The organism is Mycobacterium sp. (assembly GCF_039583785.1).
Taxonomy (GTDB): Bacteria; Actinomycetota; Actinomycetes; order Mycobacteriales; family Mycobacteriaceae; genus Mycobacterium.
In genome coordinates, this window is record NZ_JAVKSG010000027.1 from 1 (window position 1) to 16946 (window position 16946).

The window sequence follows — 16946 nt, forward strand, 5'->3', positions numbered from 1 at the left end:
CCTAGAATACTCCGCAGTAGTACGCCATTACATGTCTCGAGGGGAAACACACAGGTGGCAGGTCGCTTCAACAGGTTTCAGCATGGCGGCCGCCGGTGGCTTGCCGTGCTGATGGTGCTGCTCGCCGGGCTCGGCGTGGCGGCCTGCAGCGGCAACGGTGCGCATTCGGAACCCAAAGCCATCATGGACAAGGCCACGCCGTTCAGCGACCTGATGGTCCCCAAACTCACCGCATCGGTCACCGACGGCACGGTCGGCGTCGCGGTCGACAGCCCGGTGACGGTGACCGCGGACGACGGCGTGCTCGCGTCGGTCGAGATGGTCAACGAAAACGGTGCGACGGTCGACGGTCAGCTCAGCCCCGACGGCGTGCACTGGTCGACCACCGAGCGGTTGGGGTACAACCGGCTCTACACGCTGACTGCCAAGGCACGCGGGCTGGGCGGCGTGGCCACTCGCCAGCTGTCATTTCACACGCATTCGCCGCACAACCTGACAATGCCGTACAGCACGCCGCGCGACGGCGAGGTGGTGGGTGTCGGCGAGCCGGTGGCGATCCAGTTCGACGAGAGCATCGCAGACCGCACAGCCGCCGAGAAGGCCATCGAGGTGACCGCCGATCCGCCCGTCGAGGGTGCGTTCTACTGGCTGAACAACCGCGAAGTGCGTTGGCGCCCGGAGCATTTCTGGAAACCAGGGACCAACGTCAACATCGCCGTCAACACCTACGGCGTCGACCTCGGTGACGGGGTGTTCGGCCAGGATAACGTGCGCTCGCACTTCACCATCGGTGACGAGGTCATTGCGACGGCCGACGACAACACGAAAATGCTCACGGTCCGGGTCAACGGTGAGGTTGTCAAAACCATGCCGACGTCGATGGGTAAGGACAGCACGCCCACGGCCAGCGGGACCTACATTCTCGGTGTGCGATTCGCGCACATGATCATGGACTCGTCGACCTACGGCGTTCCGGTCAACTCGCCCAATGGATATCGCACCGAGGTGGATTTCGCCACCCAGATGTCCTACAGCGGTGTCTTCGTGCACTCGGCCCCGTGGTCGGTGGGCGCACAGGGACATACCGACACCAGCCACGGCTGCCTCAACGTGAGCCCGAGCAATGCGCAATGGTTCTTCGAACACACCAAGCGCGGCGACGTCGTCCAGGTGCTCAACACCATCGGGCCGCCGCTGTCGGGCACCGAAGGTCTCGGCGACTGGAACATTCCGTGGGATCAGTGGCACGCCGGCAACGCCAAGGCGTGACACCGATTCGCAACATCACATTTGTTGTTCAGCAACCGAAGTGGTCGCGATCATGGCGGAAGTGACCGACCTCGTCACCCTTGGATCGTGTGCGACGGGCCGTGGGTCTGGCCGCAAGGGTGTAAGGGTTCGGCGAAAATGAAAAAAAGGTCAGAGGGCAAAAATGCCCTCTGACCTGCCGGGTGAGTGACGGGACTCGAACCCGCGACATTCAGGATCACAACCTGACGCTCTACCAGCTGAACTACACCCACCATTGCTGCCGGCCGCCGAGGCGACGCACAGCGCCGTCGATACTAACTGCTCGAGCCCTCCGCGGGCGAATCCATTTCCTGCGACGCGGGCGAGTCGACCTCCAACTCGTCCGCGACAGCGGCGATCTGGCTGGTCGTGGGCCCAGGCGGCGGCACGAACGCGGTGCCCCGGTAGTACTTCAACTCGCGGATGGATTCGTGAATGTCGGCCAGCGCGCGATGCGCCAGGCCCTTGGCCGGCTGGCCGTAGTAGATCCTCGGATACCACCGGCGGCAGAGCTCTTTGATCGAGCTCACATCGATCATCCGGTAGTGCAGAAACGAGTCCAGAGCCGGCATGTCGCGGGCGATGAAGCCGCGGTCGGTGCCGATCGAGTTGCCGGCCAGCGGCGCCGTTCTCGCCTGTTTGACGTGTTGACGGACGTAGGCGAGCGCTGCGGCCTCGGCGGTCGCCAGGTCCACGGTGGACGCGCGCACCTCATCGATGAGCCCAGAGCGGGTGTGCATCGCGGTGACCACATCGATCATCGAGTTCAACGCCGCGTCCTCGGCGTGGATGACCATGTCGAGGCCGTCGCCGAGAATATTCAGGTCACCGTCGGTGACCAGGACGGCGATCTCGATCAACTTGTCCGAGCCCAGGTCAAGACCGGTCATCTCGCAGTCGATCCACACCAATTCGTCCCGCACAGCATTCACAGTAGGCAAAGTTAGCTGGTGGCCCTGCAGCCACCCCGTCTGAGCGCGACAGCCAGTAAGGTCGTGCGTGATCTTCGACCACGGCACCAGGGCAGAGGCAAGGGTCTTATGAGCACGGAATCGACAGCGACCCCCGCACAGCAGATCGCGGCCGGCTACGCCGTCGGAGGGCAGGCACTGCAGCTGGGCACCGTCGTCGTCGACGGCAAGGCGGACCCGACCGCGCAGATCCGCATCCCGCTGGCCACCGTCAACCGGCACGGCCTGGTGGCCGGCGCGACCGGTACCGGTAAGACCAAGACGCTGCAGGTGATTGCCGAGCAGCTTTCGGCGGCGGGCGTTCCGGTGCTGATGGCCGACGTGAAAGGCGACCTGTCCGGTTTGTCACGCCCCGGCGAGGGCAGCGACAAGCTCGCCGAGCGTTGCAAGGAGACCGGCGACGACTGGCAACCAACCGCCTACCCGGTGGACTATCTGTCGTTGGGGACCAAGGGCACCGGCGTTCCGGTGCGGGCCACGATCGCCAGCTTCGGGCCGATTCTGCTATCAAAGGTATTGGGGCTCAACGCTACTCAGGAATCGACCCTGGGGTTGATCTTCCACTACGCCGAGCAGAACAACTACGAGCTGCTGGACCTGAAAGACCTGCGTGCGGTGATCGCCAAGCTCACCGGCGACGAGGGCAAGGCCGATTTGAAGTCGCTGGGCGGGGTTTCCGCGCAGACGGCCGGGGTCATTCTGCGCGCTTTGGTCAACTTGGAAGCCGAAGGCGCCGATACGTTCTTCGGGGAGCCGGAACTGAAGCCCAAGGACCTGCTTCGGTTCGACGACAAGGGCCGCGGCGTGATCTCGTTGCTGGAGCTCGGCGCTCAAGCGGCACGACCGGTGCTGTTCTCCACCTTCCTGATGTGGGTGCTGTCCGATCTTTTCCGGACCCTGCCCGAGATCGGTGACGTCGACAAACCCAAGCTGGTGTTCGTCTTCGACGAGGCCCACCTGCTGTTCAGCGAAGCGTCCAAGGCGTTCCTGGCGCAGGTCGAGCAGACGGTCAAGCTGATCCGTTCTCGCGGCGTCGGGGTGTTCTTCTGCACGCAGCTTCCCACCGACGTGCCAAACGAGGTGCTCTCCCAGTTGGGCGCGCGCATCCAGCACGCTCTGCGTGCGTTCACTCCCGACGACCAGAAGGCGCTGACGAAGACCGTCCGCACCTACCCGAAAACCGATGTCTACGACCTTGCTTCGGTGTTGACGGCACTGGGCATCGGGGAGGCGGTGGTCACCGTGCTCTCCGAACGCGGTGCCCCGACCCCCGTCGCATGGACCAGGTTGCGCTCGCCGCGGTCGTTGATGGCCGCCATCGGTGATGAGGCAATCAGCGCCGCCGCCAAGGGCAGCCCACTGCAGGCGGCCTACGGCGACACCAGAGACCGCGAATCCGCCTACGAGAAGATCGAAGCCGAAAAGGCCAAGGCTCAAGCCGAACAACCCGTGCCGGCACCCGGGAGATCCAAGAAGGCGCCGGCGGCCGCCAAAAAACCTGGCTGGTTCAGCCGATTCGTGAACAGCCGCGGCTTCCAGACCTTCCTCAGGGCGGTGGGCACCGAGCTGATCCGCAACATGATCCGCGGCGGCAGCAAACGCCGTCGGTAGCTCAGCCGCCGCCCATCTTCTTGTAGAAGCGCCCGACGATCGGCGCGACGATCGCGCGTGGTGAATATTGGCTTGCTGTCGACATCGCCTTGGACGTCACGCCGGGTACGATGCGCATCTTGTTGCGAGCCAACGCATCCAGCGATTTCTTCGCGGTGTACTCGGTCGAGATCCATAAGAAATTCGGCACCAGCTTCTCGACGATCGACGCGTCGGCCGGGCCCGGCAGTTCGGTGCGCACCGGGCCGGGGGCCAAAACGGTCACGTGCACACCGGTGGCGCGCAGTTCGCCGCGCAGTGACTCGCCGAAGGTGTTGGCGAACGCCTTGGTCGCCGCGTAAGTCGCGTTGTAGGGGATCGGCGAATTGCCCGCGGCCGAACCGGAAATCAAAATACCGCCGGCTTTGCGCGAGATCATGCCCGGCAGCACCGCCAGCACCATGTCGTGCACCGCGACCGCATTCAGCTGTACCTGGGCCCGCTCGACGTCGGGGTCGAGCGTGGCGACCGGCCCGAAGGTGGCGGTGCCGGCGTTCGCGCACAGGATCGAGATGTCGCGGGTGGCCAACTCGTCGACCAGTTTCGCGCGATCGGCGGTGTCGGCGAGATCGGCGGGGCGCACTTCGACAGTGACGCCATACTTTTCACTCAGGCTGCCGGCCAACGCGTCGAGCAGATCTTCGCGCCGCGCCGTAATGATCAGACTGTGGCCGCGAGCGGCCAACTCGGTGGCCAGCGCTGCGCCAATGTTCTGTGAAGCTCCGGTTACGACTGCGCGAGCGTCGGGACTGGGGGCGGGTACCGGCATGCGCCAATGGTAGACAGGCCCACGATGTCTGAATCCAGCAGTCAGGTTTCGCGGGGCGCCAAGCGGTCGCAAGCGGTGGTGTGGGCGCTGTGGGACACCGGTTCCGCGGGCGTCAGCGCAGTTGTGGTGACGTTCGTGTTCTCGGTGTATCTGACCGGCGCCGTCGGCAAAGGCCTGCAAGGTGGGGTCACGCCGGCGAGCTGGCTGGGCCGCGCACTGGCGATCGCCGGGCTGAGCATCGCTGTGCTGGCACCGGTGATCGGTGTCTGGGTCGAGAACCCGCGGCGGCGGAGCCTCACCCTGACGGCGTTGACCGGCCTGGTGGTCGCGTTGGTCAGCGCGATGAGCCTGATCCGCGAGCGACCGGACTACCTGTGGGCAGGGTTGACACTGCTCGCGCTGGGTGCGGCGTGCGGCGACCTGGCCAGCGTCCCGTACAACGCGATGCTGCGCCAGCTCACGACGCCGCAGAACTCCGGGCGGATTTCCGGCTTCGGCCTGGCCGCCGCGTTCGTCGGCAGCGTCGGTCTGCTGCTGCTGGTCTACTTCGGTTGCATCGACGGCAAAGGCTCGCACCGCGGATTCCTGCACCTGCCGGTCGGCGACGGGATGAACGTCCGCATCGCAATGCTGGTGGCCGCCGGATGGTTCGTGACGTTCGCGACGCCGCTGTTGCTGACCGCGCACAAGTTGCCGTCGTCGAACGAAGCCGGCCGCACGCACAGCGCGCTGGGTGGCTATCGCAAGCTCTGGCGGGAGCTGGTCGGCGAGTGGCACCGCGACCGCAACCTGGTCTATTACCTGTTGGCCGCGGCGGTTTTTCGAGACGGCCTGGCCGGTGTGTTCACCTTCGGCGGGGTGCTCGGCGTCAACGCCTACGGGATCGCGCCGGACGATGTGCTGATCTTCGGGGTGGCCGCCAGCGTGGTGGCTGCGCTGGGTGCCGTCTTCGGCGGATTCCTGGACGACTGGATCGGCTCCAAGCCGGTGATCATCGGATCACTGGCCTGCATTATCGCCGCCGGATTGACCATGATGGCGCTGTCGGGTCCGCGGGCGTTCTGGGCCACCGGGCTGCTGCTGTGCCTGTTCATCGGGCCGGCGCAGGCGTCGGCGCGGACGCTGCTGCTGAGGATGTCCAGCGACGGCAAAGAGGGCGTGGCCTTCGGCCTCTACACGATGACTGGGCGGGCCGTGTCGTTCGTGGGGCCGTGGCTGTTCTCGGTGTTCGTCGATCTGTTCGGCGCGGTGCGCGCCGGAATGGGTGGGCTGTGCCTGGTCATGGTCGTCGGGCTGCTGGGTCTGGTGATGGTGCGGACCCCCCGCCGGATCGCGGTGGCCGACTGAGCGTCAGCCGTTGCCGTTGCAGATCGTCAGCCCGGCGCCGCTGTGCGAATTGATCTCCACCCCGTCCACGGTGAGCGTGCACGTGACGTCGTGGCCGATGTTGACGATCGTGACGCTGGGTGTCCTGCTGCCGGACTCGGGCAGGCTGACTTCTTTGGTCCACGGCAACGCGACGTTGAACTCGGTCTGCATCATCGCGTCGTTGTCCACGTAGGTGATGCTGATCGCACGGCCGTCGCCGGTGACGCTGTAGACCACGGTCTGCATTGCGCCCGGCTCGGTGGGCTGACCGGGTGCGGTGGGGGCCGGTGCGGGTGCCTGGGCTGAATGCGAGGGTGAGTTCGGCACCGCCGGGGCGGGCCGCTGCGAGCTCGGCGTCGACGGCAGCGCCGGCACCGCGGTTTGCTTTCTGGCTGTGCCGTTGGCGACCACCAAGGCGATGACCAACGCGGTCACCAACAGCACAGCCGCGATCGCGACGACCCACAGCCAGCGCGGTGCCCCGGGTTTGGAGGGCTCGGGCTCCTGCGCTTGGTTCGGTGGCGGCTGACCCTGCAGCCAATACTGCGGCAGCGTGCCGGTGGGATTTGCCGCGGCGGGATCATCCGACCCGCCGGGATAGTACGACGGCGGATAAGACGGCTGGCCGCTGTGGGCCGGGTCGGTGTAAGTCCGGTACGGCTGGCTCAGTCGTTGGGTTTGCTCGGTCCGCTCTTGGGTTGACCGGTTGTATCCGGGACGACGTCGATCGCTCATGCCCACCTCATTTTTGCAGGGTACCTGCCGCACACCTACCGGTGCCGAAACGTCGAATCGCCAGTGAAAATGCTGGTCAAATCGGCGCGGCGGCCACGCTCAACGCGGCGACCGTCATCGCCCGCATCACCGCCCGCGACCGTGCGGCCCGGCTGTCGGCCGGTTTGAGGCTGTGCGGGGTGGAGTTCAGCAAACCGAACGCGGCGTGCGCCATCAGCCGAGCGTCGGTTTCGGCGAGTCGGGGCTCGAGTTCGCGCAGCACACCCACCCACACCTCGACGTATTGACGCTGCGCGCGTCGCACCTGGCGTTCCGCGGCGGCCGGCAGATAGCCGAGGTCGCGGTCCTGGATTCGGATCAGGTCTGGCTCGGCCAGCGCGAAGTCGAGGTGGAAGTCGATCAGGCCGTCCAGCGCCGCGGCCGCGTCGGCCTCGCGCGACTGGACTTCTCGTGCGCCGCCGAGCAGCCGGGTGCTGATTCCGACGAGCAACTCGACCAGCAGCGACTCTTTGTTGGGAAAGTGCCGGTAGATCGCGGGTCCGCTGACTCCGGCTGCGGCGCCGATGTCTTCGAGCCGCACCGCGAGAAAGCCGCGCTCGGCGAACAGCCGCTCGGCGGCGGCCAGCAGTTGCAGGCGACGGTCCGATTTACGGCGACTGCGTGGGTTTGGCGCCGGGGTGGGATCACCATGGTCGGCCGGAGCGGTCGCTGCCATCCCGCCTCCCTGGACAGTTTGGTTAATCACCACTAACATATCATGAGTTAGTGACCATTAACCGAAATTGGCGTGTAACCGATGACCTCACCGGCGGAGAACCGCGCCGCGCACACCACGCTTGTCGAGCAGCTGCGCGGCAAGCTTGCGACGGCTGCGCTGGGTGGTTCGCAACGGTCCCGCGCCCGTCATGTCGATCGCGGCAAGCTGTTACCACGCGACCGCGTCGACGGGTTGCTTGATCCCGGTAGCCCACTGCTCGAAATCGCGCCGCTGGCCGCCGACGGCATGTACGACGACGAGTGCCCCGGCGCCGGCATCATCACCGGAATCGGCCGGATCTCCGGCCGCGCATGCATGATCGTGGCCAACGATGCGACGGTCAAAGGTGGTACCTACTACCCGATTACGGTCAAAAAGCACCTGCGCGCCCAAGAGATCGCGGCGCAGAACCGGCTGCCCTGCATCTATCTGGTCGACTCCGGCGGCGCGTTCCTGCCGCGGCAGGACGAGGTGTTCCCAGACCGCGAGCACTTCGGCCGAATCTTCTACAACCAGGCCAATCTTAGCGCGCAGGGTATCCCGCAGATTGCCGCGGTATTGGGCTCGTGCACAGCGGGTGGGGCGTACGTCCCGGCGATGAGCGACGAAGCGGTGATCGTCCGCAACCAGGGCACCATCTTTCTGGGTGGGCCGCCGCTGGTGAAGGCGGCCACCGGCGAAGTCGTGTCGGCCGAGGATCTCGGTGGCGGAGAACTGCATTCGAGGACCTCGGGCGTCACCGACCATCTCGCCCAGGACGACCGCGACGCGTTGCGGATCGTCCGTCGCATCGTGTCGACACTGGGGCCGCGCGAACGGCCGATCTGGGACGTGCTGCCCGCGGTGGATCCGATCGCTGATCAGTCCGAGTTGTACGACGTGGTCCCCGTCGACCCCCGGATTCCCTACGACGTGCACAACGTCATCAATCGGCTCGTCGACGGCGGCGAATTCCTAGAGTTCAAGGCCGAATACGGAACCACGCTGGTCACCGGATTTGCCCACATCCACGGCCACCCGGTCGGCATCGTGGCCAACAACGGGGTGCTGTTCTCCGAATCCGCGGTCAAGGGAGCACATTTCATCGAGCTGTGCGACAAGCGGATGGTTCCGCTGCTGTTCTTGCAGAATATCTCCGGATTCATGGTCGGCCGCGAATACGAAGCGGGCGGTATTGCCAAACACGGCGCGAAGATGGTGACCGCGGTGGCCTGCGCACGGGTGCCCAAGCTCACCGTGGTGATCGGTGGGTCCTACGGCGCGGGCAACTATTCGATGTGCGGGCGGGCGTATTCGCCGCGCTTTCTGTGGATGTGGCCGAACGCGCGGATCTCCGTCATGGGCGGTGAGCAGGCGGCCTCGGTGCTGGCGACGGTGCGCGGGGAGATGACCGCCGAGGAGGAAGAAGCGTTGAAGGCCCCGATCCGCGCCCAATACGAACACCAGGGCAACCCGTACTACTCGACGGCCCGGCTCTGGGATGACGGTGTGATCGATCCCGCTGACACCAGAACGGTTGTCGGGCTTGCGCTTTCCGTGACATCGACGACACCGGTCGACCCGGTCTCCTACGGTGTCTTCCGGATGTGAGCGCGATGGGATTCCACACAGTTCTGGTTGCCAACCGCGGCGAGATCGCCGTCCGGGTGATCCGCACGCTCAAGGCGATGGGCATCCGGTCGGTCGCCGTGTACAGCGACGCCGACACCAACGCCCGGCACGTCGCCGAGGCGGATGTGGCGATCGCAATCGGCTCGGCAGCGGCGCGAGACAGCTATCTCAACATCGCCGCGATCGTCGACGCGGCGGTGCGCGCGGGCGCTGCGGCTGTGCACCCCGGGTATGGCTTCCTCTCGGAGAACGCCGATTTCGCAGCCGCGCTGGAGAAGGTCGGAATCGCGTTCATCGGGCCGCCGGTGGGTGCCATCCAGACCATGGGCGACAAGATCGCGGCCAAGTCCAGGGTGTCGGCGTTCGGGGTGCCGGTGGTTCCCGGTATTGCGCGGCCGGGACTCGGTGACGACGATTTGATCGCCGCTGCCGACGAGATCGGCTATCCGGTTCTGGTCAAACCGTCCGCCGGTGGCGGTGGTAAGGGCATGCGGATGGTCGAGCGGCCGGCCGACCTGCCGGCCGCGTTGGTCAGCGCTCGCCGCGAGTCGGCCGCCGCATTCGGCGACGACACACTGTTCCTGGAGCGATTTATGCTGCGCCCCAGGCACATCGAAGTTCAGGTGCTGGCCGACGCGCACGGCAACGTGGTGCACTTCGGCGAGCGGGAGTGCAGCCTGCAACGCCGGCACCAAAAGGTCATCGAGGAGGCGCCGTCACCGCTGCTCGATGCGCAGACCCGCGCCCGGATCGGCGCCGCGGCGTGTGACACCGCCCGCAGCGTGGATTACACCGGCGCGGGCACGGTGGAATTCATCGTCTCCGCCGATCGACCGGACGAGTTCTTCTTCATGGAGATGAACACCCGGCTGCAGGTCGAGCACCCGGTCACCGAGTTGGTGACCGGCTGGGATCTGGTCGAGTGGCAGGTCCGGATCGCGGCAGGGGAGCGGCTCACCGCCGACCAGGCCGATATTGCGTTGCAGGGACACGCGATTGAAGCACGGGTCTACGCTGAGGATCCGGCACATGGCTTCCTGCCCACCGGCGGCGACGTGCTGGCGGTGACGGAACCCGCTGCGGCCGGTGTGCGTGTCGACTCGGGCCTGTCCGCCGGCATGGTGATCGGCAGTGACTACGACCCGATGCTGGCGAAAATCATTGCCTACGGCCCGGATCGGGCCGCGGCGCTGCGAACGCTGGACCGGGCGTTGGCCGACACCGCGGTGCTCGGCGTCGTCACCAACATCGAGTTCGCCCGCTTCCTGCTGGCTGACCCCGACGTTGTCGCCGGTCGGCTCGACACCGGGTTGCTGGATCGCCGTGCCGGCGACTTTGTGGCAGCCGAGCCCTCCGATGCACAGTTCGTCGCCGCGGCGGCCTTTCGATGGTTGCGACGCTTTCCCGCGCCGGGCGCCGATCTGTGGGCCGTGCCGTCCGGCTGGCGCGTCGGGCGTCGGGCATCGGTGAGCATCCGGCTGCGATCCGGCGAGCGCACCGACCACGTTCACATCGGCGGCAGCCCGGACGCCGCCGAAGTACGCATCGAGGATGGCGAATCTGGGTTGTTGCAATCGGATTTGACGGGTGACCAGCTGACGGTGACGCTCGACGGGCTGCGCGTCACCTACACGGTCGCCGCGCAGGACAGCAAGATCTGGCTGGCCGGTGGCGGGGGTGTCGCGGTGCTCGAGGAGGTACGCGAAGCACCGGTGCGCGAAGACGAGGAGCGCAGCGGCGACGCCGAGTTGACCAGCCCGATGCCCGGCGCGGTGGTCGCGGTCGGCGTCGACGACGGCGCGGAGGTCGAGGCGGGCACGGTAGTGGTGACCGTCGAGGCGATGAAGATGGAGCATGCGTTGACGGCGCCCGTCGACGGGGTGGTCGAACTTCTCGTCGCGGCCGGCGATCAAGTCAAGGTGGGCCAGCCGCTGGCCCGCATCGTGACGAAAATGGAGAAAGATGCCTGAGTTCCTGTCGACCGGGACGCTGCCGGACGAATACCAACAGCTGGCCAAGACGGTCCGCGACTTCGCCCAGGGCGTGGTGGCGCCGGTGGCTGCGCGGCACGACGCCGAGCACTCCTTCCCCTACGAAGTGGTGGCCGGCATGGCCGAGATGGGCCTGTTCGGTTTGCCGTTCCCCGAAGAGTGGGGCGGCATGGGCGGCGACTACTTCGCCCTGTGCCTGGCCTTGGAGGAACTGGGCAAGGTCGATCAGAGTGTGGCGATTACGCTCGAGGCCGGCGTCTCGCTGGGCGCCATGCCCGTCTATCGGTTCGGTACCGACGCCCAGAAGCGGGAATGGCTGCCGCAGTTGGCAAGTGGCCGCGCCCTGGGCGCGTTCGGTCTGACCGAGCCCGGCGGCGGTACCGATGCCGGCGCGACCAAGACCACTGCGCATCTCGACGACGGCCAGTGGGTGATCAACGGGTCCAAGCAGTTCATCACCAACTCCGGCACCGACATCACCAAGCTGGTGACCGTCACCGCGGTGACCGGCGCGCGGGACGGCAAGAAGGAAATCTCGTCGATCCTGGTTCCGACGCCCACCGCGGGCTTCACCGCCGAGCCGGCCTACAACAAAGTGGGCTGGAACGCCTCCGACACCCACCCGTTGAGCTTCGACGACGTGCGGGTGCCCGAGGAGAACCTGCTCGGGGAACGCGGCCGCGGCTACGCCAACTTCCTGCGCATTCTCGACGAGGGGCGCATCGCGATCGCCGCGCTGGCATGCGGCGCCGCGCAGGGCTGCGTCGACGAGAGCGTCAAGTACGCGAAGGAACGGGAGGCGTTCGGCCAAGCGATCGGCCGATACCAGTCCATCGCGTTCACCATCGCCCGGATGGAAGCGCGCGCGCACACCGCGCGCACGGCGTACTACGACGCCGCGGCGCTGATGCTGGCCGGTAAGCCGTTCAAGAAGCAGGCGGCGATCGCCAAACTGGTCGCCAGCGAGGCCGCGATGGACAACGCCCGGGACGCCACCCAGATTCACGGTGGCTACGGGTTTATGAATGAATTCACGGTGGCTCGGCATTACCGGGACAGCAAGATTCTCGAGATCGGCGAGGGGACCTCTGAAGTGCAGCTGATGTTGATCGCCCGCGAGGTTGGCCTGTGAGTGAAGGCGACGAATTTCGCGAGGTCGTTCAGCGGGGCCTGTGGTTCGAGGAATTCGAAACCGGCGTGCGCTATCTGCACCGCCCGGGCCGGACCATCACCGAGGCCGACAACGTGTTGTTCACGACGTTGACGATGAATACCCAAGCGCTACATCTTGATGCCGCGTTCTCTGACGCGCTGCCGCCGTTCAATCAGCGGCTGGTGAACTCGATGCTCACCCTGTCGACGCTGGTCGGGTTATCCGTTGCCCAACTGACCCAGGGCACCATCGTCGGCAATCTCGGCTTCTCCGAAATCGCCTTTCCCAAGCCGCTTTTCCACGGTGACACGCTGTACGCCGAGTCGGTCATCGTCGAGAAGCGGGCATCCAAGAGCCGGCCGGGTGAGGGCATCGTGACGTTCGCGCACACCGGCCGCAACCAGCACGGCGACGTGGTCGCCACCGCCAACCGCAAGACCCTGGTACGCATGCAAGCCGCGGAGGCGGCGAAAGGGCAGCTCTGATGGGCTTGAGCAACCCCGGCCCGGCGTGGCTGTTCTGCCCGGCCGACCGCCACGAGCGTTACCACAAAGCCGCGGCCGCAGCCGATGTCGTGATCCTCGATCTCGAGGACGGCTGCGCGGCCGCCGACCGGCCCGCCGCGCGCAGATCGCTCATTGAGGTCCCGCTCGACCCGACCCGCACCGTGGTACGCGTCAACCAATTCGGCACCGAAGACCAGGAACTCGACCTGCAGGCTCTCGAGAACACGCCGTATGACACCGTGATGTTGCCGAAATGCGAAGCGGTCGAGCATGTCAGCGCGCTGGTGCCGCTGAACGTCATCGTGCTGGTCGAATCCCCGCTGGGCGCGCTGGCCGTCACCGAGACCGTTCAGGTCGACAACGCGATCGCGGTGATGTGGGGCGCCGAAGACCTGTTCGCGGTCCTGGGCGGCACCGCCAACCGCTACCCGGACGGGACATACCGCGAGGTGGCCCGCCATGTCCGCGCGCAGTCGCTGCTGGCGGCCAAGGCGCACGGACGTCTCGCGTTGGATTCGGTCTACCTCGACATCAAGAACCTCGACGGGCTACGCGGTGAGGTCGACGACGCGGTCGCGGTCGGATTCGACGCGAAGGTTGCTATCCACCCCAGCCAGGTGCCCGTCATCCGGGCCGGCTACGCCCCGTCGGCCGACCAGGTCGAGTGGGCCCGACACGTTCTCGCGGCCGCCGTCGATGAACGCGGCGTCTTCGCATTTGAGGGCATAATGGTGGATGCGCCCGTGTTGCGGCGAGCCGAGCGGATCGTGCACCTGGCAGGTGAAGCCGGCTCGTAGCAGCCTCGGTATCGGGGTTTGCTCTGACGTGCCGCACGCCAGCGCATAGGAGGCGGCATGGCCGAGGTTTCGCACCCGCCAATGACTGTCGACATGCAGCCGGTGCAACTCATCGGCCCGGATGGCACGCCGACGGCGGAATCGCGTTACAGCCGCGAACTTCCCGCCGAGACACTGTGCTGGCTCTACGAGATGATGCTGGTCACGCGCGACGTGGACGCCGAATTCGTCAACCTGCAGCGCCAGGGTGAGCTCGCGCTGTTCGCGTCGTGCTGCGGACAAGAAGCGGCTCAGGTCGGTGCCGCCGGGTGCCTGCGCAAGACCGACTGGCTGTTCCCGCAATACCGCGAACTGGGGGTCTACCTCGTCCGCGGTATCGCGCCCGCCCAAGTCGGCGCGGCCTGGCGCGGAACATGGCACGGCGGACTGGATTTCACCGCAAAGCACTGCGCGCCGATCTCGGTGCCGATCGGCACCCAGACGCTGCACGCCGTCGGCGCCGCGATGGCCGCCCAGCGGCTCTGCGAGGACTCGATCACGGTGGCGTTTCTCGGCGACGGCGCCACCAGCGAGGGCGACGTCCACGAGGCGCTGAACTTCGCGGCCGTCTTCAAGACGCCATGCGTGTTCTACGTGCAGAACAACCAGTGGGCGATATCGGTGCCGCTGCACAGTCAGACGGTCGCACCGTCTATCGCGCACAAGGCAATCGGATACGGCATGCCCGGCATCCGAGTGGACGGCAACGACGTGCTGGCGTGCTACGCGGTAATGGCCGAGGCCGCGGTGCGCGCCAGGGCCGGTGCCGGGCCCACGCTGATCGAGGCGATCACGTATCGGCTCGGTCCGCACACCACCTCCGACGACCCGACCCGCTACCGCAGCCAAGACGAGCTGGACCACTGGCAGGCACTGGATCCGATTCCGCGCTACCGGGCCTACCTGAAACGCCGAGGACTGTGGACGCAGCGGCTGGAGGACCGGATCGCCGCACGCTCTCAACGGCTGCGCGCCGAGTTGCGCGACGCGGTGTTCGCCGCGCCCGACATCGACATCGACGAGGTGTTCACCGCGGTGTACGCGGAGATGACTCCGGGTCTCGAGGTCCAGCGTCAGCAGTTGCGCGACGAAATATGCAGGGAGGCATGATGACTCAGATCGCCGAACCGCCCACCTTCGAAGACGAAGCGCCGGGACCCACGTCGATGGTCACCGCCTCGCCGCTGACCATGGTCCAGGCGCTCAACCGGGCCTTGCACGATGCGATGGCCGCCGACGACCGCGTGCTGGTCTTCGGCGAAGACGTCGCCACGTTGGGCGGCGTCTTCCGGGTCACCGAAGGCCTGCAGGCGACGTTCGGATCGCAACGCTGCTTCGACACCCCATTGGCCGAGTCCGCGGTGATCGGCATCGCGGTCGGACTGGCGCTACGCGGATTCGTGCCCGTGCCGGAGATCCAGTTCGACGGGTTCTGCTATCCCGCTTTCGATCAGGTGGTCAGTCACTTGGCGAAGTATCGGACCCGCACCCGTGGCCAGGTCAACATGGGAGTCACGGTGCGGATCCCGTCCTTCGGCGGCATCGGGGCCGTCGAGCATCACTCGGAATCGACCGAGTCGTACTGGGCGCACACCGCAGGGCTGAAAGTCGTTGTGCCGTCCACACCGTCGGATGCCTACTGGCTGCTGCGGCACTCGATCGCGTGCCCCGATCCGGTGATGTTCCTCGAACCCAAGCGGCGGTACTGGGGCCGCGAAGCCGTCGACACCACCCGGGCCGCGCCGGGCATCGGGGAAGCCGTCGTGCGCCGCGCCGGCACCGACGTCACCGTGCTCACGTACGGCGGCCTGGTCGGAACGGCGCTGTCCGCCGCTGACATGGCTGCGCAGCAACATGGTTGGAGCCTGGAAGTGGTCGACCTGCGCTCGCTGGTACCTCTGGACTTCGAGACCGTGGCCGGGTCGATCCGCCGGACCGGCCGCTGCGTGGTGCTGCACGAGGGTCCGCGAAGCCTGGGCTATGGAGCCGGCCTGGCGGCCCGCATCCAAGAAGAGATGTTCTACGAACTCGAGGCGCCGGTGTTGCGCGCCTGCGGTTTCGACACCCCGTATCCGCCGGCGCGACTGGAAAAGCTGTGGCTGCCCGGACCGGACCGGCTGCTGGACTGCGTCGAACGCTCCTTGGGACAACCATGACCGATGACCGCATCAAGGTATTCGTCGTCCCCGATCTCGGCGAGGGCCTGGCAGAGGTCACCCTGACGTCCTGGCAGGTCGGCGTCGGCGACGACGTCGAACTCAACCAACCGTTGTGCTCGGTGGAGACCGCGAAGGCCGAAGTCGAGATCCCCAGCCCATATGCGGGCCGCATCGTCGAATTACGCGGGGCCGAAGGCGACGTGCTGCCGGTTGGGTCGCTGCTGGCCCGCATCGACGCCGAACCATCGGCAACCAACGGCCGGTCGCCGACGCGCACGCCGGTATTGGTCGGCTATGGCGCCGACGACGAGCTGGACAGCAGCCGCCGACGCCCCAAAGCCAAGCCCAGCGTCCGGAAGCTGGCCGCCGATCTCCTGGTGGACCTCCGCGACGTGCCCCCGGGCGCGGACGGGCTGGTCAGCCGCGACGCGGTGCTGGCCGCCGCGGGAGTCGGCGCCGAACGACCCGGGGTCGGCTACGACGTGCTTCCGGTCCGCGGCCTCCACGCGGATATGGCTGAGCGCATGGCATTGTCGCGCCGCGATATTCCCGATGCGCACGCCAGCGTGCAGGTCGATGGGACGGCCCTGCAGCGGCTTGGCGACGAGCTCTTCTCACCGTTCGTGCTCATCCTGCGGCTACTCGTCATCGCGTTGACGCACAGCAAGATTCTGAACTCCACCTGGGTAGCCGGCTCCGACGGCGCGCAGGTGCACTCGCACCACGCCATCCACCTGGGTTTCGCGGTCGCGACCCCGCGCGGGCTGCTGGTCCCGGTGATCGACAACGCGCAGCATAAGACCACCCGCCAGCTTGCCGAATGCGTGGCCCGGCTGATCCACGACGCCCGAGCCGGCACGCTCAAACCGGCTGAGCTGACCGGCTCGACGTTCACCGTGTCGAACTTCGGCGCCCTCGGGCTCGACGACGGCGTGCCGGTGATCAACTATCCCGAAGCCGCGATCCTCGGCATCGGATCGCTAAAGCCGCGGCCGGTGGCGGTAGAGGATGCCGTCGTCATCCGCCCGCAGATGACCTTGACGTGTGCCTTCGATCATCGAATTGCCGACGGCGCCAAGGTGGCCCAGTTCCTCTGCGAGCTCCGGGGATTGATCGAGTCTCCGGAGACGGCGCTGCTCGATCTGTAGCG

General features: G+C 66.6%; 15 protein-coding genes and 1 tRNA gene. 11 read left to right on the top strand and 5 right to left on the bottom strand.

Annotated features, from left to right (window positions below; genetic code table 11):
- Window positions 1-111 precede the first annotated feature (111 nt).
- Window positions 112-1269, top strand: coding sequence for an Ig-like domain-containing protein (locus ABDV69_RS10675; protein ID WP_343574058.1), 1158 nt, complete (start codon window positions 112-114; stop codon window positions 1267-1269).
- 181 nt (window positions 1270-1450) lie between these two features.
- Here the strand turns inward: ABDV69_RS10675 and ABDV69_RS10680 are convergent.
- Together ABDV69_RS10680 and orn are read right to left on the bottom strand one after the other, a co-directional pair.
- Window positions 1451-1523, bottom strand: a tRNA-His gene (locus ABDV69_RS10680).
- A gap of 42 nt (window positions 1524-1565) precedes the next feature.
- Complete coding sequence (gene orn / locus ABDV69_RS10685; RefSeq protein ID WP_343574060.1) at window positions 1566-2213, bottom strand: oligoribonuclease; 648 nt, start codon at window positions 2211-2213, stop codon at window positions 1566-1568.
- 117 nt (window positions 2214-2330) lie between these two features.
- Here orn and ABDV69_RS10690 point away from each other — a divergent pair, with 117 nt between their 5' ends.
- On the top strand, window positions 2331-3872 hold the full coding sequence (locus ABDV69_RS10690; RefSeq protein WP_343574003.1) for a helicase HerA-like domain-containing protein: 1542 nt from the start codon (window positions 2331-2333) through the stop codon (window positions 3870-3872).
- A 1-nt stretch (window position 3873) separates the two neighbouring features.
- Here ABDV69_RS10690 and cmrA read toward each other — a convergent pair whose 3' ends face one another.
- A complete protein-coding gene (gene cmrA / locus ABDV69_RS10695) occupies window positions 3874-4680 on the bottom strand; it encodes a mycolate reductase (RefSeq protein WP_343574005.1) in 807 nt (268 codons plus the stop codon).
- Between the two features lie 24 nt (window positions 4681-4704).
- On the opposite strand from cmrA, the gene ABDV69_RS10700 reads away from it, so the two are divergent.
- Entirely contained in the window at window positions 4705-6027 is a 1323-nt protein-coding gene (locus tag ABDV69_RS10700; RefSeq protein WP_343574008.1) for an MFS transporter, read from the top strand.
- Between the two features lie 3 nt (window positions 6028-6030).
- Here the strand turns inward: ABDV69_RS10700 and ABDV69_RS10705 are convergent, their stop codons facing one another.
- Complete coding sequence (locus ABDV69_RS10705) at window positions 6031-6783, bottom strand: MmpS family transport accessory protein (RefSeq protein ID WP_343574011.1); 753 nt, start codon at window positions 6781-6783, stop codon at window positions 6031-6033.
- Between the two features lie 76 nt (window positions 6784-6859).
- Window positions 6860-7498 carry a TetR/AcrR family transcriptional regulator gene (locus ABDV69_RS10710; RefSeq protein ID WP_343574014.1) on the bottom strand — a complete coding sequence of 213 codons (639 nt, stop codon included), beginning with the start codon at window positions 7496-7498 and terminating at the stop codon, window positions 6860-6862.
- A gap of 81 nt (window positions 7499-7579) precedes the next feature.
- Here ABDV69_RS10710 and ABDV69_RS10715 point away from each other — a divergent pair, with 81 nt between their 5' ends.
- From ABDV69_RS10715 to ABDV69_RS10750, 8 genes are read left to right on the top strand one after another with little or no spacing between them, the layout of a single operon-like run.
- On the top strand, window positions 7580-9130 hold the full coding sequence (locus ABDV69_RS10715; protein WP_343574015.1) for a carboxyl transferase domain-containing protein: 1551 nt from the start codon (window positions 7580-7582) through the stop codon (window positions 9128-9130).
- A 5-nt stretch (window positions 9131-9135) separates the two neighbouring features.
- A complete protein-coding gene (locus ABDV69_RS10720; RefSeq protein WP_343574016.1) occupies window positions 9136-11121 on the top strand; it encodes a biotin carboxylase N-terminal domain-containing protein in 1986 nt (661 codons plus the stop codon).
- Window positions 11114-12274, top strand: a complete 1161-nt coding sequence (locus ABDV69_RS10725; RefSeq protein WP_343574018.1) for an acyl-CoA dehydrogenase family protein — start codon at window positions 11114-11116, stop codon at window positions 12272-12274. The genes ABDV69_RS10720 and ABDV69_RS10725 overlap by 8 nt, the downstream gene beginning before the upstream one ends.
- Window positions 12271-12780, top strand: a complete 510-nt coding sequence (locus ABDV69_RS10730; protein ID WP_343574019.1) for a MaoC family dehydratase — start codon at window positions 12271-12273, stop codon at window positions 12778-12780. The genes ABDV69_RS10725 and ABDV69_RS10730 overlap by 4 nt, the downstream gene beginning before the upstream one ends.
- A complete protein-coding gene (locus ABDV69_RS10735) occupies window positions 12780-13598 on the top strand; it encodes a CoA ester lyase (RefSeq protein ID WP_343574021.1) in 819 nt (272 codons plus the stop codon). The genes ABDV69_RS10730 and ABDV69_RS10735 overlap by 1 nt, the downstream gene beginning before the upstream one ends.
- A 57-nt stretch (window positions 13599-13655) precedes the next feature.
- Entirely contained in the window at window positions 13656-14747 is a 1092-nt protein-coding gene (gene pdhA / locus ABDV69_RS10740) for a pyruvate dehydrogenase (acetyl-transferring) E1 component subunit alpha (RefSeq protein ID WP_343574023.1), read from the top strand.
- Window positions 14748-14803: 56 nt separating this feature from the next.
- On the top strand, window positions 14804-15793 hold the full coding sequence (bkdB, locus tag ABDV69_RS10745; RefSeq protein ID WP_343574062.1) for a 3-methyl-2-oxobutanoate dehydrogenase subunit beta: 990 nt from the start codon (window positions 14804-14806) through the stop codon (window positions 15791-15793).
- Window positions 15790-16944 carry a dihydrolipoamide acetyltransferase family protein gene (locus ABDV69_RS10750; RefSeq protein ID WP_343574025.1) on the top strand — a complete coding sequence of 385 codons (1155 nt, stop codon included), beginning with the start codon at window positions 15790-15792 and terminating at the stop codon, window positions 16942-16944. The genes bkdB and ABDV69_RS10750 overlap by 4 nt, the downstream gene beginning before the upstream one ends.
- Window positions 16945-16946 lie beyond the last annotated feature (2 nt).